Origin of the sequence: Kitasatospora sp. NPDC059795 (assembly GCF_042732175.1) — a bacterium.
Classification (GTDB): domain Bacteria; phylum Actinomycetota; class Actinomycetes; order Streptomycetales; family Streptomycetaceae; genus Kitasatospora.
The window spans coordinates 375,536-397,797 of record NZ_JBHWID010000001.1 but is presented as its reverse complement, the minus strand read 5'-3'; the positions used below and the strand labels follow the sequence as shown (position 1 = coordinate 397,797).

General features: G+C 73.3%; 21 protein-coding genes. 12 read left to right on the top strand and 9 right to left on the bottom strand.

The window, feature by feature from the left end:
* Positions 1-13: 13 nt before the first annotated feature.
* From ACFV4P_RS01880 to ACFV4P_RS01855, 6 genes are all read right to left on the bottom strand, one after another.
* Positions 14-1,072, bottom strand: coding sequence for a phosphotransferase family protein (locus ACFV4P_RS01880; RefSeq protein ID WP_380466230.1), 1,059 nt, complete (start codon positions 1,070-1,072; stop codon positions 14-16).
* Positions 1,073-1,214: 142 nt separating this feature from the next.
* Positions 1,215-1,550 (bottom strand): VOC family protein, encoded by a 336-nt coding sequence (locus ACFV4P_RS01875; RefSeq protein ID WP_380466228.1) that lies wholly within the window; start codon positions 1,548-1,550, stop codon positions 1,215-1,217.
* Positions 1,547-2,026, bottom strand: a complete 480-nt coding sequence (locus ACFV4P_RS01870; RefSeq protein WP_380466226.1) for an SRPBCC family protein — start codon at positions 2,024-2,026, stop codon at positions 1,547-1,549. The genes ACFV4P_RS01875 and ACFV4P_RS01870 overlap by 4 nt, the downstream gene beginning before the upstream one ends.
* Positions 2,023-2,367, bottom strand: coding sequence for an ArsR/SmtB family transcription factor (locus tag ACFV4P_RS01865; RefSeq protein WP_380466224.1), 345 nt, complete (start codon positions 2,365-2,367; stop codon positions 2,023-2,025). The genes ACFV4P_RS01870 and ACFV4P_RS01865 overlap by 4 nt, the downstream gene beginning before the upstream one ends.
* Positions 2,368-2,428: 61 nt before the next feature.
* Positions 2,429-3,673 (bottom strand): ROK family protein, encoded by a 1,245-nt coding sequence (locus ACFV4P_RS01860; RefSeq protein ID WP_380466222.1) that lies wholly within the window; start codon positions 3,671-3,673, stop codon positions 2,429-2,431.
* A 35-nt stretch (positions 3,674-3,708) separates the two neighbouring features.
* A complete protein-coding gene (locus ACFV4P_RS01855; RefSeq protein WP_380466220.1) occupies positions 3,709-5,190 on the bottom strand; it encodes an FGGY family carbohydrate kinase in 1,482 nt (493 codons plus the stop codon).
* 288 nt (positions 5,191-5,478) lie between these two features.
* On the opposite strand from ACFV4P_RS01855, the gene xylA reads away from it, so the two are divergent.
* The gene (gene xylA / locus ACFV4P_RS01850) at positions 5,479-6,645 is read left to right on the top strand and encodes a xylose isomerase (protein WP_380466218.1); all 1,167 of its coding nucleotides are present in this window, start codon (positions 5,479-5,481) and stop codon (positions 6,643-6,645) included.
* A gap of 86 nt (positions 6,646-6,731) precedes the next feature.
* Here xylA and ACFV4P_RS01845 read toward each other — a convergent pair whose 3' ends face one another.
* Positions 6,732-7,601, bottom strand: a complete 870-nt coding sequence (locus tag ACFV4P_RS01845) for a hypothetical protein (RefSeq protein WP_380466216.1) — start codon at positions 7,599-7,601, stop codon at positions 6,732-6,734.
* A gap of 330 nt (positions 7,602-7,931) precedes the next feature.
* Between ACFV4P_RS01845 and ACFV4P_RS01840 the strand changes: the two genes are divergently transcribed.
* The 4 genes from ACFV4P_RS01840 to lanL all read left to right on the top strand — a co-directional run bounded on the left by ACFV4P_RS01840 (position 7,932) and on the right by lanL (position 13,696).
* Positions 7,932-8,414: a tyrosine protein phosphatase gene (locus ACFV4P_RS01840; RefSeq protein WP_380466214.1), complete on the top strand. Its 483-nt coding sequence runs from the start codon at positions 7,932-7,934 to the stop codon at positions 8,412-8,414.
* A 132-nt stretch (positions 8,415-8,546) separates the two neighbouring features.
* The gene (locus ACFV4P_RS01835) at positions 8,547-10,778 is read left to right on the top strand and encodes an MMPL family transporter (protein ID WP_380466212.1); all 2,232 of its coding nucleotides are present in this window, start codon (positions 8,547-8,549) and stop codon (positions 10,776-10,778) included.
* Between the two features lie 213 nt (positions 10,779-10,991).
* Positions 10,992-11,147 carry an SflA family class IV lanthipeptide gene (locus ACFV4P_RS01830; protein ID WP_380466210.1) on the top strand — a complete coding sequence of 52 codons (156 nt, stop codon included), beginning with the start codon at positions 10,992-10,994 and terminating at the stop codon, positions 11,145-11,147.
* 2 nt (positions 11,148-11,149) lie between these two features.
* Positions 11,150-13,696, top strand: coding sequence for a class IV lanthionine synthetase LanL (lanL, locus tag ACFV4P_RS01825; protein ID WP_380466208.1), 2,547 nt, complete (start codon positions 11,150-11,152; stop codon positions 13,694-13,696).
* Positions 13,697-13,715: 19 nt separating this feature from the next.
* Here lanL and fdxA read toward each other — a convergent pair whose 3' ends face one another.
* Positions 13,716-14,039 (bottom strand): ferredoxin, encoded by a 324-nt coding sequence (fdxA, locus tag ACFV4P_RS01820; protein ID WP_380466206.1) that lies wholly within the window; start codon positions 14,037-14,039, stop codon positions 13,716-13,718.
* A 95-nt stretch (positions 14,040-14,134) separates the two neighbouring features.
* On the opposite strand from fdxA, the gene soxR reads away from it, so the two are divergent.
* The 3 genes from soxR (at position 14,135) to valS (ending at position 17,964) form a co-directional block, all read left to right on the top strand.
* Positions 14,135-14,599, top strand: a complete 465-nt coding sequence (soxR, locus tag ACFV4P_RS01815; protein WP_380466204.1) for a redox-sensitive transcriptional activator SoxR — start codon at positions 14,135-14,137, stop codon at positions 14,597-14,599.
* Between the two features lie 131 nt (positions 14,600-14,730).
* Positions 14,731-15,348 (top strand): hypothetical protein, encoded by a 618-nt coding sequence (locus ACFV4P_RS01810; RefSeq protein WP_380466202.1) that lies wholly within the window; start codon positions 14,731-14,733, stop codon positions 15,346-15,348.
* Positions 15,349-15,420: 72 nt separating this feature from the next.
* Positions 15,421-17,964: a valine--tRNA ligase gene (gene valS, locus ACFV4P_RS01805; RefSeq protein ID WP_380466200.1), complete on the top strand. Its 2,544-nt coding sequence runs from the start codon at positions 15,421-15,423 to the stop codon at positions 17,962-17,964.
* A 102-nt stretch (positions 17,965-18,066) separates the two neighbouring features.
* Here the strand turns inward: valS and snpA are convergent, their stop codons facing one another.
* Complete coding sequence (gene snpA, locus ACFV4P_RS01800) at positions 18,067-18,693, bottom strand: snapalysin (RefSeq protein WP_380466198.1); 627 nt, start codon at positions 18,691-18,693, stop codon at positions 18,067-18,069.
* 218 nt (positions 18,694-18,911) lie between these two features.
* Between snpA and ACFV4P_RS01795 the strand changes: the two genes are divergently transcribed.
* The 4 genes from ACFV4P_RS01795 to ACFV4P_RS01780 all read left to right on the top strand — a co-directional run bounded on the left by ACFV4P_RS01795 (position 18,912) and on the right by ACFV4P_RS01780 (position 22,163).
* Positions 18,912-19,895 carry a LysR family transcriptional regulator gene (locus tag ACFV4P_RS01795; protein ID WP_380466196.1) on the top strand — a complete coding sequence of 328 codons (984 nt, stop codon included), beginning with the start codon at positions 18,912-18,914 and terminating at the stop codon, positions 19,893-19,895.
* A 183-nt stretch (positions 19,896-20,078) separates the two neighbouring features.
* Positions 20,079-20,426, top strand: coding sequence for a PadR family transcriptional regulator (locus ACFV4P_RS01790; protein WP_380466194.1), 348 nt, complete (start codon positions 20,079-20,081; stop codon positions 20,424-20,426).
* Entirely contained in the window at positions 20,423-21,397 is a 975-nt protein-coding gene (locus ACFV4P_RS01785) for a hypothetical protein (RefSeq protein ID WP_380466192.1), read from the top strand. Before ACFV4P_RS01790 ends, ACFV4P_RS01785 begins: the two co-directional genes overlap by 4 nt.
* Before the next feature lie 157 nt (positions 21,398-21,554).
* The gene (locus ACFV4P_RS01780) at positions 21,555-22,163 is read left to right on the top strand and encodes a GNAT family N-acetyltransferase (RefSeq protein WP_380466190.1); all 609 of its coding nucleotides are present in this window, start codon (positions 21,555-21,557) and stop codon (positions 22,161-22,163) included.
* Positions 22,164-22,262 lie beyond the last annotated feature (99 nt).

The window sequence follows — 22,262 nt, the reverse complement described above, 5'->3', positions numbered from 1 at the left end:
GCGGCGCCAACTGCTAGTACCAGGGCCGGGTGTCCTGCGTGGGCAGGGGGCGGAGGGTCGGCCAGTGGTCGAGCAGGCGGGCGGACAGGGCGGCCGCGAGCTTTCCGGTCGTGTGCAGGTGGTCGTGGTCGCGGGTCATGGTGGCGAGGACGCCGAGGCGGTGGACGAGGCGTTCGCGGGCGGTGATGTAGCCCCAGGTGAAGTCCTCGGTGGGGACGCGGGCGAGGTGATCGGCCGTGCCGCGGTGGGCTCGCTCGACGAGGGCGTCGCCCTGGATCAGCCAGGCCGCGCAGGCGTCGGCGAGGTCGCCGGGCACGTCGCGGCCGGTGAGGGTGCGCCAGGTGGTGCGGTAGACGTTCTCGACCTCGGCGAGCGGCGCGGCGGTGACGGACATGGCGCACCAGCAGGTGGGGAAGCCGATGCGGAAGTAGGCGAGTTCGACCAGGCCGTTGCCGAGCGCGGCCCGTTCGAAGTCGACGAAGCGGACGCCCTCGGCGGTGCGCAGGTCGTTGCCCGGGCAGGGGTCGCCGTGCAGCAGCGCGTGGTGCGGGGCCGGGTCCAACCGGCCCAGCAGAGCGCCGAGTTCGTCGTCGACCCCGGGCGGTACGGGCACGTCGAGCGCCCGGGCCAGGGCGAGGAAGGACTCCGCGTCGGCGGCCGTCGGCCCCGACCAGGCCGGCAGTGCGCCCGCGTCGGCGGGCCCGGTCAGGGCGTGCAGCCGGGCGAGCGACTCGGCGTACCCCGGCATCCAGTCGTCCATACGCCCGAGGTCCTCCACGTACTCGAGGACCATCACCCGCGACGCGACGTCCGTCGCGAGCACCGCGGGCGCGACGGCGGGCGCGGAGGCCCGCCCCGCCAGCCGCAGCCCCGCGACCTCCCGCGCGAAGCGCGTGTCGGCGTCGGCGGCCGCGTCCCCGCCGTCGGTGATCTGCTTGACGACGACCCGCTGCCCGTCCGCCAGCCGCACCCGCCACACCCGTGATCTCGGGCTGCTGTCCAGGAGCTTGGACTGCTTGGGGGCGCCGACGGCGGCACGCAGCACCTCGTTGAAAGGAACTCGCTTCAGCATGCCGACGAGCCTAGGCCTCTTCCCGGGCCCGCCGCCGGGGAACAGCCGCCCGGGAACAGCCGCTGGGGAACAGCCGAAGCGGATTCAGCGGCCGGGGAACAGCCGAAGCGGATTCAGCGGCCGGGGAACAGCCGAAGCGGATTCAGCGGCCGGTGAAGACGATCCGGTTGCCGTCCGGGTCGGCGACGGGCAGGATGCGCGAGCTGGTGGCGGGCCGGGCGCCGCCGTGGTCGATGCCCGCGGCCGTGAGACGGGCGAGGCGGGCGTCGAGGTCGGACTCGTCCAGGACGACGGTCGAGTGTCCGGCGCGGTCGGGCTCGGCCCAGACCTGGACGCCGTACGTGTCGGCGAGGTGCCACTCGACCAGGCCGGGCATCGGTCGGGCGTCCGGGCCCCGTCCGAACAGGGCGGTGTACCAGGCGACGGCCGGGTCCAGGTCGGTGACGGTCAGCTGGGCGAGCAATCGTCGGATCGTCATGTCGGTTCTCCTGTCTCGTTCTGGAGGTGGGCGCCCAGCGCGTCGAGCCACGCTCCGGTGCCCTGCTCGCGCCAGCTCGGCTCCTCGTTGTCGTTGAGGAAGGCGCCCTGCTCGGTCAGGACCAGCAGGGTGCCGCCGCCGGCCCGTGCGAGGAACTCGACCGTGGTCAGCGACACCGTCGCCAGTTCGCTGCCGGCGCTGAGGGTGGAGGTGTAGACGAGCTGCCGGTCCGGGACGATGTCGCGGTACCAGGACTCGAAGACCAGCTCCGGGCCGTCGGCACGCCGGGCCCGGTTGATCTCGCGGCCGCCGACCCGGAAGTCCAACTCGTGGGTGGCGTCCGCACCGGAGAACCAGCCCGCCTTGGCCTGCGGATCGGCCCACGCGGCGAACACGCGGGCGGGCGGGACGGGGTATCGGCGTTCGAGGCAGAAGGTGGCGTGCGTGATGGTTTGCGTAAACTGACGGTCCGTCATGTGCTGCTCCTGTCTTCGGAGTCGGCGGTCAGCAGGCCGCCGAGCCGGTCGAGTCGCGTCTCCCAGGCGGTGCGCCGGGCGGCGAGCCATTCTTCCGCCGCGCGCAGCACGGCCGGCTCGATCCGGCAGGTGCGGACCCGGCCGACCTTCTCCGAGCTCACCAGCCCGCAGTCCTCCAGCACCTGGAGGTGCTGCATCACCGCGGGCAGCGACATCGGGTAGGGCTCGGCCAGCGCACTGACGGACGCCGGAGCCGCGACCAGTTGCTGGACCAGATCCCGCCGGGTGGCGTCCGCCAGCGCCTGGAAGACCCGGTCCAGATCCACCTGTTGCTTAGGCATGTACTTAACTGTCCGCCCATATCCTCGAACAGTCAAGAGGACGGTGAAGTATCGGCCCGGCTCAGCCGGTGCCCGACTGCCAGAGCGCCGCCGGGTCGGCGTGGAGGCGCTGCACGGTGGTGAGGGCCGCGCCGAGGACGGGGCCGCGGCGGGCCAGCGGGGAGGCGCGCAGGGCGTCCTCGGGCCAGGGGCGGACGCGGATCAGCGCGGCGAGTTCGGTCCGCATCGCGGGCAGCAGCCATCGGGCGAGGTCGGCGTACGCGCCGCCGAGCACCAGGGTGGCCGGGTCGATCAGGTGGACGGTCGCGGCGAGCGCCGTGCCGAGCGCCGTCCCCGCGTGCAGCAGTGCGCGCAGCACGGCGGGGTCACCGGCCTCCGCGCATCGCACCAACTCGCCTACGGCGTCGACATCATGACGAAGCGTCAGGCCGGAAGAGCGCAGCACCGCCGCAAGACCGGCGTAGGGTTCGAGGCAGCCGCGGGCGCCGCAGGAACAGGGGCGGCCGTCGGGGCGGACGGTGAGGTGGCCGAGTTCACCCGCGAAGCCCTGCACGCCGCCGAACAGGCAGCCGTCGAGGACGAGTGCGCCGCCGATGCCCTCGCCGGCCGAGATGTGCACGAAGGTGCCGGAGCCGACGCCCTGCCAGAGTTCGGCCATCGCACCGAGGTTGGCCTCGTTCTCGACGGCGGGGGCGGCACCGGGGCCGGGCCAGGCGGCGGGCAGGTCGAGGTGGTGCCAGCCGAGGTTGGGGGCGTGTTCGAGGTAGCGGCCGGGCCCTTCGACGGGGACCCGCACGCTGCCGGGCACGGCGAGCACCCGGCCGACCACACGCAGTCCGAGCGCGACGGCCTGTGCCTCGATCTGCGCGGCGAGTTCGGCCAGTTCGGCGAGGGTCCGATCGGCGGGGCGGGCGGCGTTCGGCGCGGCCCGGTGGAGCTCGATCCGGACGTCGCCGCGCAGGTCGACGACGCACGCGCCGAGGTGCTCGACGCCGACCTCCAGGCCGAGCCCGGCCGGGCCGCTGTCGTTCAGCACGAGGGCGCGGCCGGGCCGACCGACCCGGCCGCTGCGCTCCAACTCGCCCTCCACCAGCAGTCCGCCGGCGATGAGCTCGTCGACCAGGCTGGACACGGCGGTGCGGGTCAGGCCGGTGCGGCCGGCCACGTCGGCGCGCGACAGCGGGTGGGCGGCGGCGACGGTCCGCATCACCAGGGCGAGGTTCTGCCGCCGCATGTCCTGCTGGGAGGCGGGGCCGCGCCGGGGGGCGCGTTCGCCGTCGGCCGGCTGCTGCCCGTCCGCTGCCACGATCGTTCGTCTCCGCTCCGCCGCCCGGGCTGCCGTCACTGCTGTGCGCCGCCGCTTTGCAGGGCCACCGTCTGCGAAATGGTAGTCGCGATCCGTTCGAGGGCCGCGTCGTCACGTTCGAGCGCGGGCAGCACCGGCCCGTCGGCAGTGCCCCAGCGGCGGGCGACGGCGTCGGCCGGTTCGCCGGTGAGCAGCGCTGCGGCCTGCGCGGCCGCGCCGAGGGCCACCAGTTCGCGGGCGGCGGGCAGTTGGACCGGGCGGCCGGAGAGCCGGCGCACCGTGTCCTGCCAGGCACGGCCCTGGGCGCCGCCGCCGATCAGCAGCAACGGCTGCGCGGGGTCCGGGCCTTGGGCCGGGGCTCGGTCCGGGGCTCGGCCCGGGGCTCGGCCCGGGGCTCGATCCGGGGAGTCGACGGCGAGGACGTCGTCGAGGGCGGCGAGCAGCGAGTACGCGGCACCGTCGTATGCGGCCTGGAGGAGTTGGCCGGCGGTGGTGTCGTGGCGCAGGCCGTGCAGCAGTCCGCTGGCGTGCGGGAGGGCGGGCGTGCGTTCGCCGTCGAGATAGGGCAGCAGGACGGCGGTGCCGCCGGGTTCGACGTCGGCGCGGTCGCGGCCGAGCAGGGCGGCGATGCGGTCGACGGCGAGGGTGCAGTTGAGGGTGCAGGCGAGGGGCAGCCAGCCGTCGAGGGCGTCGGCGAAGCCGGCGACGGTGCCGGTGGGGTCGGCGGGGCGGGTGCGGGCGACGGTGTAGACGGTGCCGGAGGTGCCGAGGCTGAGCACGGGGGTGCCGGCGGTGAGGCCGAGTCCGAGGGCGGCGGCCATGTTGTCGCCGGTGCCGGTGGCGATCGGGGTGCCGGGGCGCAGCGGCCCGCCGGGGCGGGCCCGGCCGGCGGCGGTTCCGGCGGGGGCGACGGCGGGGAGCAGGCCGGGGTCGAGTCCGATCCGTTCGAGGACGGCGGGGTGCGGGCCGTCGGGTGTCCACCAGCCGGTGCCGGAGGCGTCGCCGCGGTCGGTGACGGCGTGGCCGGTGAGGCGTTCGGTGAGGTAGTCGTGCGGGAGGCGGACGGCTGCGGTGCGGTCGGCGTGCGCGGGTTCGTTGTCGCGCAGCCAGGCCCATTTGGCGGCGGTGAAGGACGCGCCGGGGACGCTGCCGAGTTCGGCGGCCCACCAGTCGGCGCCGAACTCCCGGACCAGTTCGGCGGCTTGGGGCGCGGAGCGGACGTCGTTCCAGAGCAGCGCGGGTCGGACGGGGTGTCCGGCGGCGTCCAGGGTGACCAACCCGTGCTGCTGTCCGCCGATCGCCAGGGCCTGGGCGCGGTCGGCCCATCCGGTGGCGGCGACGGCCGTGTTGAGGGCGTCCCACCACTGCCGGGGGTCGCTGTCCTGGCCGCACCGGGAGTCCACCCGGTGCGGGGCGCGGCCTTCGCCGAGGACGCGTCCGGTCGCGGCGTCGACGGCCAGGGCCTTGGTGGACTGGGTCGAGCTGTCGACGCCGATCACCACCTGCGGGTGTGCCATGGGCGTGCTCCTGTCTGCGTGGGGTCCACATCGTCTGCGTCGTCCGCGTGGCCTGCATCCCCGGCGCGGCCTGCGTGGCCTGCGGTGGCCGCGTCGCCACCGGGGAGCGGGAAAGCGCTTTCCGTTCGCGTTTCCCGCGAGCGTCCCGCACGGCTTCGGCCCAGGGGCTTCCCTCGCGGGGCAGGCCCATATTAATTTGTCTTCCGGCCTGACGAATAGACTCTCCCCGTCCCCGGTCGTTCCCCCGGTCGAGTCCCCTCGGTCGATCCCCAGCGTTTGGAGTACGCGATGAGCCGGCTCACCCCCACCCCCGACGACAAGTTCACCTTCGGCCTGTGGACGGTCGGCTGGCAGGGCCGTGACCCGTTCGGCGACGCCACCCGCCCGGCGTTGGACCCGATCGAGACGGTCGAGCGGCTGGCCGCCCTCGGCGCGTACGGCGTGACGTTCCACGACGACGACCTGATCCCGTTCGGCTCCTCGGACGCGGAGCGCGGGGCCGTCGTCAAGCGGTTCGCGGCTGCCCTGGAGTCCACCGGCCTGCGGGTGCCGATGGCCACCACCAACCTGTTCACCCACCCGGTGTTCAAGGACGGCGCGTTCACCGCCAACGACCGGGACGTGCGCCGCTACGCGCTGCGCAAGACCATCCGCAACATCGATCTGGCCGTCGAACTCGGCGCCACGGTCTACGTCGCATGGGGCGGCCGCGAGGGCGCTGAGCACGGCGCGTCCAAGGAGGTCCGCACCGCGTTGGACCGCCTGAAGGAGGCGTTCGACCTGCTCGGCGAGTACGTCGTCGAGCAGGGCTACGACCTGCGCTTCGCGATCGAACCGAAGCCGAACGAGCCGCGCGGCGACATCCTGCTGCCCACCATCGGCCACGCGCTGGCGTTCATCGAGCGCCTGGAGCGCCCCGAACTGGTCGGCGTCAACCCGGAGGTGGGCCACGAGCAGATGGCGGGCCTCAACTTCCCGCACGGCATCGCGCAGGCGCTGTGGGCGGGCAAGCTGTTCCACATCGACCTGAACGGCCAGTCCGGCATCAAGTACGACCAGGACTTCCGCTTCGGCGCGGGCGACCTGCGCCAGGCGTTCTGGCTGGTGGACCTGCTGGAGTCGGCCGACTATCAGGGCCCGCGCCACTTCGACTTCAAGCCGCCGCGCACCGAGGACTTCGACGGCGTGTGGGAGTCCGCGGCCGGCTGCATGCGCAACTACCTGCTGCTCAAGGAGCGCGCCCTTGCGTTCCGCGCCGACCCCGAGGTCCAGGCCGCCCTGCGCGCCGCCCGCCTCGACCAGCTCGCCCGCCCCACCGCCGAGGACGGCCTCGCCGCGCTGCTCGCCGACCGCGCCGCGTTCGAGGACTTCGACGTCACCGCGGCCGCCGAACGCGGCATGGCGTTCGAGCGCCTCGACCAGCTCGCCATCGAGCACCTGCTCGGCGCGCGCTGACTCTTCGTCAACTTCCGTATCCAGCACGGCAGATACGCGGAGAGCGCCGTCCCGCGAGGGGACGGCGCTCTCCGATTCCGGCCTGGTTACTGCCCGTAGGTACCGGTGGACCAGATCGCGCCACCCTTGCCCGGGCCGCCGTCGCGCTTGTAGATGACGAAGTTCCCGTCGTCCTGGAGCAGCGCGTACGCGCCGGGGCTCCAGAACGTGCCGGTGGACCAGATCGAGTCGACCAGCTGCGGCGCGGGCTTGTAGAGCACCAGGTTTCCGTCCGTCTGCATCCGCCCCATCGCGCCGGGGTGACCCCAGGTCCCGGAGGACCAGATCGCCTTGTCGTCGCGCTTGCGGTACATCACCAGGTTGCCGTCCGGCTGGAGCACCAGCCAGACCGAGGCGGACTGCGTCCAGCTGCCCGAGACGAGCGTCCCACGCGATCCCTGGATGTCGGGGCAGAACGCGGACGGCTCCTCGAAGGTGTAGGTGCTCCACCCCTTGCCGCTGGTGTGGACGCTGAGGTTGCCGCCCGGGTAGATGACCAGGTAACCGCCGAGCTGGTCAGTGGTGTTGGAGGCCCAGAGCGCGCCGCCGGTCTCCGCGCTGCCGCCGGCCTCGTACACCACGAAGTTGCCGTCCTTCTGCATGGCGGCGTACGCACCGGGGTGGCCCGAGGTGCCGCTGCTCCAGATCTGGTGCTTCGGTCCGCCCGTGGAGTTGATCAGGTAGAACGCCAGGTTGCCGTCGGCCTCCATGACCAGGACGGACTTGTTGTCCTTGGCCAGCAGGGTGTCGCCCGAACGCAGTTGGCGTCCCGGCATCATCTCCGTCGAGCCCGGCCACGGATCGGTCGGCAGCACGCACTTGGGCGTCGGCGGCACCGGGTCGGCGGCCTGGGCGGCCGGTGCCAGACCGGCCATGACGGCGGCGGCCAGCAGGCCTGCCGCGGCAGTACGGATCACGCGTCGCCGCATGATTTCCCCCCTTGAAAATCACTTGGGTGTTCCGAAATCGAACATAGCACTCACAAAGCTGAGGCAAAATCATCAGCCCCACCCGTCACAGGCGTTCGGTGTCCACCCGTCCGCAGAAGCGGTACTGTCGTCGCTGCCCGTCCGGCGTGATCCCCCTCCGGACCGAGCCGTCGACCGTTCCGGCTCCCCTCCGCCACGGGCCCGCCGCCGTGACCACCTCCGGCCCCACCCGAGACACCCGAGACGCCCAAGACACCCAAGACGCCCGAGGCACCCGACGTCGGCACCCCGCCCCTCGACCCGAAAGGTCAACTCGCCATGCGCCCCACCCTGTTCACCGTCGAACGACCCGGCCCCGGCCGCCTGAGCACCATGGCCCGCCCGCGCGGCGGCGACTGGCTCGCGGGCGAGCTGGGCGCACTCGCCGCCGCCGGCGTCACCGACCTGGTCAGTGCCCTGACACCGCCCGAGTGCGCCGAACTCGGCCTCACCGCCGAGCCGGAGCTGGCCGTCGCCGCCGGACTGCGCTTCCGCAGCCTCCCGATACCGGACTTCACCACCCCCGTTCACGCCCAAGTCCGGCCAGCCCTCGACGAGTTGACCGCGCGCCTGCGGGCCGGCGCGCACCTGGTGCTCCACTGCCGGGCGGGCATCGGCCGGTCCTCGTTGCTGGCGGCCTCCGTCCTGATCCTCGACGGCCTGGACGCCGACACCGCGTGGGAGCGCATCGCCCGCGCCCGCGGCGTCGCCGTCCCGGACACCGCCGAGCAGCGCGCCTGGACCAGCCACCTCGGTCGCTGAAGCCGCTGAAACCCGGCGTTCGGGTGGGTCCACCCGTGTCGCACCGCGGGCGGGCACACCCGCCGACCGAACCCGCCTACCGTGGGACTCCCGGTCACTGTGCGTGGTGACGGTGCGCCCCTGGGAGGGTCGATGTCCTCGTCCGCGTCGGACCGGTCCGAACGCCCGCCGTCGGCTCCGCGCCGCGGGCTGCTGTGGCGGGTGGGCTCCTGGTGCGCGCGCCATCCGGTGGTGGTGGTCGTGGGGTGGCTGCTGCTGCTGGCGGGCGTGCAGATCGCCAACCGGACCGTAGGCGGTACGTACTCGGACGATTTCTCGGTGCCCGGCACGCAGGCGCAGGACGGCCGTGACGTGCTTCAGGCGCACGAGCCGTCCGCGGGCGGGACGAGCGCACAGGTGGTGCTGCACGACGGCCAGCCGCTGACGGACTTCCAGTCCCAGGTCGACCAGGCGGTGACGTCCCTCCAGCACCTGCCGCACGTGCTGTCCGCGCAGGATCCACTGCCCCCGCCGGGGCAGGGCGCGCCGCCCGGAGGCGCACTCTCGTCCGACGGGCGTACGGCGTACATCACGGTGCGCTTCGATGCCAATCCGTCCACGTTCGGCGCGGACTACCTGTCGCAGGTGGACACTGCGGTGGCGCCGCTGCGGCAGGCGGGGGTGCAGGTCGAGTACGGCGGCCCGCTGGGCGAGTTGGCGCGGCCGGCGCCGGACGACCGGGTGAGCGAGCTGATCGGGTTCGCGGTGGCGGTGCTGGTGCTGCTGGTCGGCTTCGGCAGTGTGATCGCGGCGGGGTTGCCGCTGGTGAGTGCGCTGGTCGCGGTGGTGGTGGGGCTCGGGCTGCTGGGCCTGCTGGCGGCGTTGACCACGTTCGCGACGGTCGCGCCGACGCTCGCCACGATGATCGGGCTGGGCGTCGGCATCGACTACGCGCTGTTCCTGCTGACCCGTCACCGGCAGAACCTGATGGACGGCGCGGACCCGGTGGCGGCGGCCGGCCGCGCGGTGGCGACCAGCGGCCGGGCGGTGCTGATCTCCGGCTGCACGGTGGTGATCGCGCTGGCGGGCCTGTCGGTGTCGGGCATCGCGTTCATGGCCAAGCTGGGCCTGGCGGCGGGCGTCACGGTGGTGACGGCGGTGTGCGGGGCGCTGACGCTGCTGCCCGCGATGATGGGCCTGATCGGCCGCCGGATGGATCGTTTCACCGTGCGGACGCCGGTCGCGGAGGGCACCGGCCCCGACGAGGACTCGGCCACCGGGATGTGGCACCGCTACGCGCGCCGGGTCGAGCACCGCCCGTGGTGGTACCTGGCGGCGGGGCTGGTGACGGTGCTGGTCCTGGCGGTGCCGCTGCCGTCGATCCAGCTCGGGCACATCGACGACGGCGCGGATCCGGTGTCGTTCACCGACCGGCGGGCGTTCGACCTGATGTCCGCCGCGTTCGGGCCGGGTTCCAACGGGCCGCTGACGGTGGTGGTCGACCAGACGTCCGTGCCGGCCTCGGACCGTCCCGCGCTCGCCTCGTCCGTGCAGCAGGCGCTGACGGGCGTGCCGAACGCGGCGAGCACCGCGCCGTTGCAGACCAGCGGCGACGGCGACGTGCTGTTCACCACCGTCACCCCGGCGCAGGCCCCGCAGGAGCAGGCCACCACCGACCTGGTCGGCCACCTCGCGGACACCGTGCTGCCGAACGCCGTCAAGGGGACGTCCGCCGCCACCTACGTCACCGGCACCACGGCGGCGCAGGTGGACTTCCTGGACCTGGTGGCGAGCCGGCTGCTGCCGATCATCGCCGTGGTCGTCGCCCTCGCTTTTCTGATCATCCTGCTGGTGTTCCGGGCGCCGCTGGTCGCGTTGAAGGCGGCGGTCCTCAACCTGGTGTCGATCGCGGCCTCGTACGGGGTGCTGGTCGCCGTCTTCCAGTGGGGCTGGGGCGGGCCGGCGCTCGGGGTGGCGGGGAAGGTCCCGATCGAGAGCTACGTGCCGATGATGATGTTCGCGATCGTGTTCGGCCTCTCCATGGACTACGAGGTGTTCCTGCTGTCGCGGGTGCACGAACGGTGGCTGCTGACCGGCGACAGCCGCGGTTCGGTGGCGCACGCGCTGGAGACCACGGCGCGGGTGATCGGCTGCGCGGCACTGATCATGGTGAGCGTGTTCGCGGCGTTCATCGTCAGCGACAACGTGGTCATCAAGATGATGGGCCTCGGCCTGGCCGTCAGCGTGCTGATCGACGCGACCGTCGTGCGCCTGCTGATGGTGCCCGCCGCGATGACGCTGCTCGGCCCCGCCGCCTGGTGGACGCCCCGCACACTGGACCGGGTGCTCCCGCACATCGACACGGAGGGCCACAACGCCGAGTAGCTCCACGGCAGTTGATCACGGCTTCGGAATCCGATTGACCACGTCCCATTTGTGCTTGTTCTGTGACAGCGATCCGCCGCGCCCTCTTGTCAGGTTCACCGATGCTCCCTACCTTCGTGCTCCAGGACGTCGGCCCCACCGGGCCGGGCGGTCCACGGCGTTCGCCGACCCGCGGCGCGGCGCCGGAGACACCACACGACCTGGAGGCGCCACATGCCCGTTGCCACCGAGATCCGCGACGCCGGTCCGCTGCTGGTCGACGACGAGATCCTCGTCTTCGAGGACGACGACCGTGCGGACCACGACCCCACCGCGTGTCTCGCCGACCCGTGGGTGACCGCCACCACCCGCGTCGCCTGCGACTTCTGACGGTGACCGCGCCCATCGCCGGCCGCCGCGCCTGGTCCGACGAGATCTGGTCGTACCTGCTCGACCCGCGGATGCCGGCGATGGAGCACGGTTGGAAGCTCCACATCTCCGCCCGCCCCGGCACCCTGGACGCCGTCCTCGCCGCCGTCCGGCCGCTGCTGGAGCAGCACGTCTGCCACGCCAAGTGGGCCCGCGACCCGGACACCCTGCGCGCCCTCAACTCCGGTACGAAGAACGCCGCTTCGGTCGGCAAGGCGCTCACCGTCTACCCCGCGCCGGACGAACTCCGGCCGCTCGCCCGGGCCTTGGTCGCCACACTGCGCGGCCGGCCGGGCCCGCAGATCGTCAGCGACCGCCGCCTCGACCCCGACGCCCCGGTGTACTACCGGTACGGCCCGTTCACCGGCGAGTACCGCACCGGGCGCAGCGGCCGCCTGGAGTCCGTGATGACCGGCCCTGACGGCCGCGTCTTCGACGGCCTGGCCGGCACCGCCTACCGCTGCCCGCCCTGGGCCGAGGACCCGTTCGCCCCGCCGCCCGCCGCCCCGGACCCGACGCCCGCCTCCCAGGCCCCGGCACCGGCCCTCGCCTCGATCAACTCCGGTTTCGGCGGCGGCCGTTATCGCGTCACGGTCGGCATCACCCGCAAGCCGCAGGGCAACGTCTACCGCGCGCTCGACCGGTCCACCGGCACGCCCGTGGTGGTCAAGCAGGCCCGCGCGTACGTCGCCGAGGACGAGAGCGGCGCCGACACCCGCGACCGCCTGCGCCACGAACGGGCCGTCCTCGACCTGCTCGCGGAGACGCCCGGGGTGCCGCGCGCGCTCGACCACTTCCGGCACCGCGACGACGAGTACCTGGTGATGACCAGCTGCGGCGACCACGACCTGCGCCGTGAGGTCCATACTCAAGGCCCGTACCGGGATGCCCAGTTGGGACCGCGCGCGGCGCTGCCGCTGGCCCGCGAGCTGCTCCGTGTCCTGGACGGCGTGCACCGCCGGGGCGTGGTCGTCCGCGATCTCAAGCCCAACAACGTGGTCCTCGCCCCCGACGGCCGCCCCCACCTGATCGACTTCGGCACCAGCGCCGTCCACGGCACCGGCCCCGCCGGCTCCACCCCCGGCTACAGCGACCCGCTCGTCCGCCCCGGCGTCGCGCCCGAACCCGCCGACGACTACTACGCGTTGGGCATGACGCTGCACTTCGCCGCCACCGGCATGGACCCGGTGATCCTGGACCCAGACCCGGCCGTGAACCGCGAACGCACCCTGGCCGCGCTGGAGTTCGCCCTTCCCGATCCTGCGCACCGCCATCTTCGGCTGCTGGTGGCCGAGTTGACGGACCTCGACGCGGCCGTCCGCACGGCGGGCGCGGAGCACCTCCGCCGCTCCACTCAACCGCCGCGCTCCACCCGCCCGTTGCCCCCTCGCCTCTCCCCCGACCTGCTCGCCGAGATCCTCGACCACACCGCCGCGTACTGCGTCGCCGAGGCCCGTCGGATCGCCGATCCCGAACTCGCCGCCCACGCCGCCGTCCCGACCCCGATCGACCTGTACGGCGGCAGCGCCGGCCTCGGTCTGGAACTCCTCCACCACCTCGACCGCCCGGGCGTCCGCGACGCCGTCACGGCGCTCGCCGACTGGACGGCCCGCCAAACCCGGGCGCTGCCGGCGGGGTTGTACTCCGGCCGGACGGGCGTCGACCTCTTCCTCACCGCCGCCGGCCGCCCGCCCGCCGCCACCGTCGCCCTCCCCACCCACGGCACGGACGGCAGCGGCCCCCCGGAGGCCGACCTGATCGACGGCGTCGCGGGCATCGGCCTCGGCCACCTCCTGCTCGCCCGCCACGACACCCCGCACGACACCCCGCACGACGCCCGCCCTCTCGCCGTCGCCGCCGCCTGCCACGACCTGCTCACCAGCGGCGGCGCCCGCCTCACCCCCACCGCCGACCCTCGCCCGGGCGACGCCGCCCTCACCCACGGCCTCGCCCACGGCGATGCCGGGGTCGCCCACTTCCTCCTCGAATACGCCCGCACCACCGGCGATCCGGCCGCCCTCGACCACGCCGACCGCGCCTGCGCGCAGCTCGCCGCCGCCACCCCCGCGATCATCGCCGCCGCCAACCACCCTGCGGCGACCCGCCGTTACGGCTCCTGGTGCCGAGGCCTGGCCGGCATCGGCGCCGTCCTGGCCCACGCCGCGGACGTCCTCGCCGACCCCGCCCACCGCGCCCTCGCCGAACAGTCCGCCCGCACCTGCCTGGCCGTCGCCCCCCGCATGCCCCTGGTCACCCACTGCTGCGGCCTGGCCGGCGTCGGCCATCTGATGCTCCAACTCGCGCCTACCTCCGAGGAGTTCCGCACCGCCGCCGACACCGTCGCCACCCTCCTCCTCACCCGCGCCGCCGGCCCCCCGCACCACCCCGTCTTCCCCGACCCCACCCTCACCGCCCCCGCCTTCCCCTTCGCCACCGGCACCGCCGGCGTCCTCACCTTCCTCCGCCGCCTCGCCTCCCCCGCCGCCCCCGGCCCCGCCCTGCTCCCCTGACCACTGTTCGGCTGTTCGACTACTCCGCGCCCTGGGCCGGGAGGGCCGCCACCGTCGGGTGGTCGTGGGCGATCGGGCCGAGCTTCGTGTGGCCGCCGGGGGCGCCGAGGTCGTCGAAGAACTCGGCGTTCACGGCGGTGAAGTGCCGCCACTGCTCCGGGACGTCGTCCTCGAAGTAGATCGCCTCGACGGGGCAGACGGGCTCGCAGGCGCCGCAGTCGACGCACTCCTCGGGCTGGATGTAGAGCATCCGCGGGCCCTCGTAGATGCAGTCGAGCGGGCACTCGTCGATGCAGGCCCGGTCCTTGACGTCCACACAGGGCTGGGCGATGACGAAGGTCATGCGGCCGCCCTCCTCTCCTGGTCGGTGCTGCTTGCCGCTCCGGCACGGCCGACCGTAGGACCTCAAGTAATGTTGAGGTCAACAGGAGGCTGTGGATGACGCGCCATCGACGCGACGAGAACGGCGCCGCCCCGGACGACTGGCTGAGCATCTGCGAGGTCAGTGCGCGGACCGGGGTGGCGGTGTCCGCGCTGCGGTTCTACGAGGAGCTCGGCCTGATCGCCTCCGAGCGCGACGACCGCAACCAGCGCCGCTACCCCCGGCACATGCTGCGCCGGGTCGCCCTGGTCTCGGTGGCGAAACGCATCGGCATCCCGCTGCAGGACCTCCGCGAGGCGTTCGCCGACGTCCCCCTCGACCGCCCGCCGAGCCACGCCGGGTGGCAGCGCGCCTCGCGCGTCTGGCGGCGGCAGTTGGAGGAGCGCCGGCAGGCCATCGAACGGCTGGAGGCCGAACTCACCGGCTGCATCGGCTGCGGCTGCCTCTCCATGAAGGCCTGCGCCCTGCTGAACCCGGGCGACGCCCTCGCCGAGGACGGCGCCGGTCCGCGCCGACTCTGACCGACCGGCCGGCCGGCCCGGCACACCGAAGCGGTTCAGCGACCGTGCCGAGGAACAGGACCCGCCGAGCCGCATCCGGTACGCCGACCTCGTCCGATCGCCCCACGCCCACAGACCCCCGGAGCCGTCACGTGACGTTCGCACCGCCCGTTCCACCCAGGTTCGCCGAGAGCACTGCCCGGCAGAGGATCGCGAGGATCGTCACGGAGGGCTTCGCGCCGGCGAACCTGGTGATCGCGCTCCTGCTGCTGATCGGCCGGCACAGCACCCACTCCTGGTCCGGCGTCGGCTGGGGGCTGCTCGCCGCGCTGTTCTGCGGCGTCGTCCCGATCGGCATCGTCGAGTTCGGCGTTCGGCGCGGCGGCCTGACCGACAAGCACATCCGCGTGCGGCGCCAGCGGATCCTGCCGCTCGCCCTGAGCCTGGTCTCGGTGGTCGCCGGCATCGTCCTGCTGTACGTCCTGCACGCGCCCGCCGAGGTGTTCGCGCTGGTCGTCGCCATGCTGGTCGGGTTGGTCGCCACCCTGCTGGTCACCGTCGGGTGGCAGATCTCCATCCACAACAGCATGGCCGGCGGCGCCGTGATGATCCTGGTGCTCGCCATGGGCCCGTGGATGCTGCTCGCCGCGCCGGGCGCCGCGGCGATCGGCTGGTCGCGCCTGGTGCTGAAGGCGCACACCCTCGCCCAGGTCCTCGCCGGCACCGCTCTCGGCGCCGTCGCCGCCACGGTGTTCGCACTGCTCCGCTGAATTGACGCCGCGTCATACCACGCCGATTAATCGTTGTTCGCCGCCCCCACCCGGCGGCTACCATCGGCAGGCATGACGCACACCTCCGCTCGCCCGGGCGCGCCCGACAAGCCCACGCTGGACGGCCTCGAATCCAAGTGGGCCCCGTTCTGGGACGAGCAGGGTGTATACGCGTTCGACCGCTCCGCGTCGCGGGAGCAGGTCTATTCGATCGACACCCCGCCGCCCACGGTCAGCGGCTCGCTCCACGTCGGCCATGTCTTCAGCTACACGCAGACGGACGCCGTCGCGCGTTTCCAGCGAATGCGGGGCAAGCAGGTTTTCTATCCGATGGGCTGGGACGACAACGGGCTGCCCACCGAGCGCCGGGTGCAGAACTATTTCGGAGTGCGGTGCGAGCCCTCGCTGCCGTACGACCCGGATTTCACGCCGCCGGAGAATCCCGGAAAGCAGCAGATCCCCGTCTCCCGCCGTAATTTCATCGAATTGTGCGAACGTCTGACGGTCGAGGACGAGAAGGTCTTCGAAAGCCTCTGGCGCCGCCTCGGCCTCTCCGTCGACTGGGGGTGCACCTACCAGACCATCGACGGCCGGGCCCGCGCTGTTTCCCAGCGGATGTTCCTGCGCAACCTCGCCCGCGGCGAGGCGTACCGCGCCGAGGCGCCGACGCTCTGGGACGTCACCTTCCGCACGGCGGTCGCGCAGGCCGAGCTGGAGGACCGCGAGCGGCCCAGCGCCTACCACCATCTGCTGTTCCACAGCGCGGAGTTCGGGCCGCTGGAGATCGCGACGACCCGGCCCGAGCTGCTTCCCGCGTGCGTCGCCGTCGTCGCCCACCCGGAGGACGCGCGGTACCGGGAGCTGTTCGGCACCACGGTGACCACGCCGGTCTTCGGCGTCGAGGTCCCCGTCCTCGCGCACCGACTGGCGGACCCGGAGAAGGGCACCGGCCTGGTCATGGTGTGCACCTTCGGCGACACCACCGACGTCGTGTGGTGGCGCGAACTCGACCTGCCCACCCGCGGCGTCCTCGGCCGCGACGGCCGCTTCCTGCCGGACGCGCCGACCGGCCTCGACAGCGAGCGGGCCCGCGCCGCGTACGCCGAGCTGGCCGGCGCGACCCCGCACACGGCCCGCGAGCGGATCGTCCGACTGCTGGGCGCGGAAGGCGCGTTGGCGGGTGAGCCGCGGCACTTCAACCACCTGGTGAAGTTCTACGAGAAGGGCGACAGGCCGCTGGAGATCGTCACCAGCCGGCAGTGGTACCTGCGCAACGGCGGCCGGGACGCCGAGCTGCGCGAACGGCTGCTCGCCCGCGGCCGCGAACTGGCGTGGCACCCGGAGCACATGCAGCACCGCTACCAGGCGTGGGTCGAGGGCCTGGCCGGCGACTGGCTGATCAGCCGTCAGCGCTACTTCGGCGTCCCGGTGCCGCTCTGGTACCGCTGCGACGCGGCGGGCGAACCGACGGACGAGCTGATCCTGCCGCCGGACGACGCCCTGCCGGTCGACCCGACCAGCGACGTCCCGCCGGGCTTCACCGCCGACCTGCGCGACGCCCCGGGCGGCTTCACCGGCGACCCGGACGTCATGGACACCTGGGCGACGTCCTCCCTGACGCCGCAGATCGCCTCCGGCTGGAGCGTCGACGACGACCTCTTCCGGCGCGTCTTCCCGATGGACCTGCGCCCGCAGGCCCACGAGATCATCCGCACCTGGCTGTTCTCCACCGTGGTCCGCGCCGAGCTCGAACACGACGAACTGCCGTGGCGCAACGCCGCGATCAGCGGCTGGATCCTCGACCCGGACCGCAAGAAGATGTCCAAGTCCAAGGGCAACGTGGTCACCCCGCTCGACCTGCTCGACCAGCACGGCTCCGACGCGGTGCGCTACTGGGCGGTCTCCGCGCGGCCCGGCACGGACACCGCGTTCGAGGTCGCCCAGATGAAGATCGGCCGCCGCCTGGCCATCAAGATCCTCAACGCGACGAAGTTCGTCCTCGGCCTCGGCGCGGGCGCCTCACCGGCCGCCGTCACCGAACCTCTTGACCGCGCGCTGCTCGCCCGCCTCGCCCAGGTCGCCGACGAGGCCACCGCGTTGCTGGAGGGCTACGACTACGCGCGCGCCCTGGAGGTCACCGAACGGTGCTTCTGGCTCTTCTGCGACGACTACCTCGAACTGGTCAAGAACCGCGCCTACGGCGACCCCGGCGACCCGGCCGCCGAATCCGCCCGCGCCACCCTCGCCCACGCCCTGTCCGTGCTGCTGCGCCTGCTCGCCCCCTACCTCCCGTTCGCCACCGAGGAGGCCTGGAGCTGGTGGCAGCCCGGCTCCGTCCACCGCGCCCCCTGGCCCGCCGAGACCCCGCCGGCCGACGCCGACGCCGCCCTCCTCGACCTCGCGAGCGAGGCCATCGCCGCCGTCCGCAAGGCCAAGAGCGCCGCCCGGCTCTCCATGCGCGCCGACGTCGCCGTCCTCACCGCCCACGGCCCGTCCCCCCTCCTGGCCGCCCTCCGCCAGGTCGCCCCGGACGTCCGCTCCGCCGGCCGCGTCGGCGGACTGACCCTCAAGGAGTCCGACGCCGAAGCCCTCACCTACGAGATCGCCCTCCAGTAGATCGTTCCGTGGCACCCCGCCGACCCCCGCCGACCGGAAGTCGGCGGGGGTCCTGCGGTGCGGCCTGCCTGCGCCCCCCGAACGGGCTGGGGGTGCTCGATGTCAGCCGGCGTTGGCGAGGCCAAACTGCCAGAGGCTGTTGACCCGGCTCCGCTCGGTGGCGTTCGGGTACGGGTTGGTGCACGAGGTGCCGGGGCCGCCGCCGGACATCAGCTCGCTGCACGGGCCGGAGTAGTGGTCGGGCAGGCCGAGCACGTGGCCGGTCTCGTGGGCGGTGACGCGCACCGAGCTGTACTGCTGGTTCTGCGCGTAGTCGAGGAAGATGTAGCCGCGGCCGTGGCCGTCGGTGGAGGCGTACGAGCCCCGCGAGTCGTTGCCCTCGTAGTAGCGGAAGTCGGCGTTGGTGCCGGAGCGGAGCTGGACGTTGCCGACCGAGGAGTTCCAGATGGACGCGCTCTGGGATATGACGGTGCGGAAGCTCGGCGCCTGGCTGGCGTCGTACGTGACGGTGACGGCCAGCAGGTAGGGGTTGGCGGCCTGCTTGGCGCGGGCCGACTTCATCACGGCCTCGAAGAACGCCTTGTTGTTGGCGTCCTCGGAGGAGTTGGCGGCGATGCCCGCGGACGGGGTGTAGCCCTGGGTGGTGGCTGCGGCGGCGGGCACGGCGGCGGTGCCGGCCGCGAGGACCAGCCCGAGGGCAGCGGCGAGCACAGTCATGGAGCGGTTCATGTGGGGACTCCATTCGCGGGTCCCGGGACCGAGGGGAGGCCGTCCGGGACGCGGTGACGAGTTGTTGCACCGAGCTTGGGGCAGGGCGGGCCGGGTGCGGAGATGGCAACCGGCGATAGCTCGGGGCAATACCCGTGCGCGACCCTTGATCTGACGGACCGTCGACAGTTCTTGACATGCCCTTGGCGAAGAATGGGCGTCCTGGCTATGCTCCCGTGATGGAGCTCGACGTCCGACACCTGCGGGTGCTGTGCGCCATCGCGGACACCGGCAGCGTCCGAAAGGCCGCCCGTCGACTCGGGATGACCCAGCCGTCGCTGACCACCCAGCTGCACCGCATCGAACGGACCGTCGGCGGACGGCTGTTCACCCGCGAACAGACCGGCAGCCGCCCCACCGCCCTCGGCCACTCGGTGCTCTCCCGCGCCCGCCCCGTGATCACCGGGATGGACGCCCTCCTCGCCGCCGCCCGCGCCGAGGCCGCCGGACCCGGCCGCCGCCGACTGCGGATCGGCAGCGTCGGCAGCCGCGCGGTCGCCGCCTGGCTGCGCCGCATCCACGACCGGCTCCCGGAGACCGACACCACCATCCACATCGACATCTCGGCGATCGCCCTGATCCACCTGGTCGCCGCCGAACAGCTCGACATCGCCTTCGTCCACGAGAGCGAGGGATTTCCGCTCCAGGTGCCGACCGGCACCGAGCAGCGGGTGCTGGTCGCCCGCGAACCCCAGTTCGTCGCCCTCGCCGAGACCCACCCCGCCGCCGGCCGGCCCGTCGTCACCCTCGCCGACCTCGCCCACGACACCTGGATGGTCGACCCGACCGCCGACCACGAATACGCGGCACTGCGCCGGGTCTTCGCCGAAGCCGGACTCGACCCGCGCGTCGTCCAGGTCCGCGACAACGCCACCGCCGCCGAACTCGTCGCCTCCGGCGAAGCCGTCCGCCCCTGCCAACCCACCTCCCCACCCGGCCCCGGCACCGCCCTGCGCCCCGTCCACGGCGACCCGCTCGCCGTCCGCCTCCTGCTCACCTGGCGCCCCGACACCGTCGGCGGCCCCGCCCTCGACGGCCTCTGGGTCGACCTCTGCCACGCCTACCTCGACCTGGCCAGCACCAACCCCGCCTACCGCGCCTGGCTGCGCCACCACAACCGCCCCCTGCACACCCTCCTCGCCCCGGCAGGCCCACCCCCCTGACGCGCCCGCACCCTCTTACGAACGCCTGGGCGGCACCGGACGATGTGCGCGCGGATGCACAAGCACCTGGCCAGACGCCGGAGTTCGCAACCGTCGCCGCCTCCCTCGACCGGCCGCCAGGACCTCGACCGAGCCAATGGGTAGCCTATCGACATATGGCGATACTGGACCTATGCTCGGCCCATGACCGACCATCAACTCCGCGAGCCGACCCGGCTCGTGCTCACCGTGCTGGCCGATGCGCCTCGGCACGGGTACGCGATCATTCAGGAGGTGCTGGCCGTCTCCGGTGGCCGCACCCGGCTCAGCACCGGGACGTTGTACACGGCGCTCGACCGGCTGCTGCACCAGGGGCTGGTCGGGATCGAGAGCGAGGAGGTGGTCGGCGGGCGGCTGCGCCGCACCTACAGCCTCACGCCCCAGGGCCAGAACCTGCTGGCCGAGGAGACCGACCGCCTCCGCCTGGCCGTCGCCGAGGCCGATCGCCGACTCGCCGTCGCCCGCCTGCGCCCGAACGGAGCCACCGCATGACCACCCGCGACGTCCCGCGCACCGGCCGCCTGCTCATGAACCTCTATCCGGCCCGCTACCGGGCCGCCCACGGCGAGGACATCGCCACCGTCTTCACCGAGACCACCGAGGGCATGGGCAGCCGCGCGATGCTCCGCGAGCGCCTCGACCTCGCCACGCACGCCCTGCGGCTGCGGCTGCGCATCGGCCCCACCGACCCGGCCGGCCGGGTGCTCGCGGGCGCGGCGCCCGTCGCTCTCGCCCTCGGCGTCGGCCGCTGTATGTTCTACCTCCTGCCGTATCTGCACGAGGCGGCGAACCGGGTCCGCCACCCGTACCCCGGCCTCGGCTTCGTCTACGCCCTGGTGAGCGCGGTCATGCTGCTGGCCGACCAGTTGCCGTGGCTGCTCGCCCTGGTGTTCGCCGTCGCGGGCCGGTGGCGGCTCGCCCGGGCCGCCGGCGCGTTCGCCGCGTTCCTCACCGTCGCCCTCCAGTGGTGGGAGGGGACGTACGCGGTGTGGCAGATCGGTCAGATGGCGGGCCTGGCCGTCGTCGGCCTGCTGCTCCTCCTCGCGCCGTCCGACCTGGTGAACGTCACCTCGCGGGGGCGGTGGGAGATCGCCGGCATCGCGCTGGGCGTCGCACTGCCGATGATCGCGGCGAACCGGCTCGGCGCGGTGGTCGTCGGCGGCGTGACGGTGGCGACCATCGGCCTGCTCCCGATCTGGCTGTGCACGGTGGCGGCCGTGGTGCTGATGCGGCGCCTGTCCGGCCAACGGCCCGACACACTCCGGGCGGTCGGAGTCGTCCTGGCCACCCTGCCCTGGCTGGCGCACCTCGCGGTCGCGGCCGTGACCGACCCCGACAAGGAGGGCCTGGCGGCCTGGTTCACCGGCTTCTGCCTCGTCCCGCTCGCCGTTGCGGCCGCAGCGGCGGGAGCGGTCCAGCTCCTCCGCCGGCCCCGCGCGACCGAACCGCCCAACCCGGCCTGACCCGCCACCCGCACCCCCGCCCGTCCGACCTCCGACACCACCCGGCCGGACGGGCACGCAGCCGGCCGGACGGAGGCGGAGGCCGTGCCGCCCGCGTCGAGTCCCGGAGGCCGATCGTTCCACCCCGCCAAAACTGCTGCACGGATGGACCGTTGACGTGCTCTCTCTGACCGACATCGCCGAGAAGCCGCTCCGCCTGACGCGCCGCCTGAACGCCGAGGACGGCTCGGTGGTCGTCCTCCGCCCCCTGACACACGCCGACAGCGGGCACCTGGCCGACTTCCTCGCGGCGCTGTCCCCCGCGTCGAGGCGGTTCAGCACGTTCGACGGCTACGACCTCGCCCACGCCCGTGAACTGTGCGACGCGATCGCCCGCTACGACAAGCTCAGGCTGGTCCTGGAGGACGGGTCGTCCGGCCTGATCGTCGGCCTGCTCGAATTCAGCCTCGCCCTGGTCCCGTCCGACATCGCGCGCTACCGGAGCGCGGGCATCCGCCTCGACGAGTCCACCGACTGCCGGTTCGGCCCCACCCTGGCCGACGACCACCAGGGCCGGGGCCTCGGGACGCTGGCCTTGCCACTCGTCGCGGAGACCGCACGACTCCTCGGCAGGACGAGGATCATCCTGTGGGGCGGCGTCCGCGCCGACAACCTCCGCGCCGTCCGCTACTACGAGAAGAACGGCTTCCGCCCGATCGGCTCGTTCACCGAGCCGGACGGCTCCCGGTCGCTCGACATGATGCTGGACCTCGACCCCGGCACCTGAGCCGGACCGGGGCGGGCGCGCTCAGTGCTGCGCGAATCTGGAACCGTTGCGGCGGCATGTCCGTCTCAAGGCCCGGACCGATATGGTCAGCGGAAGTTC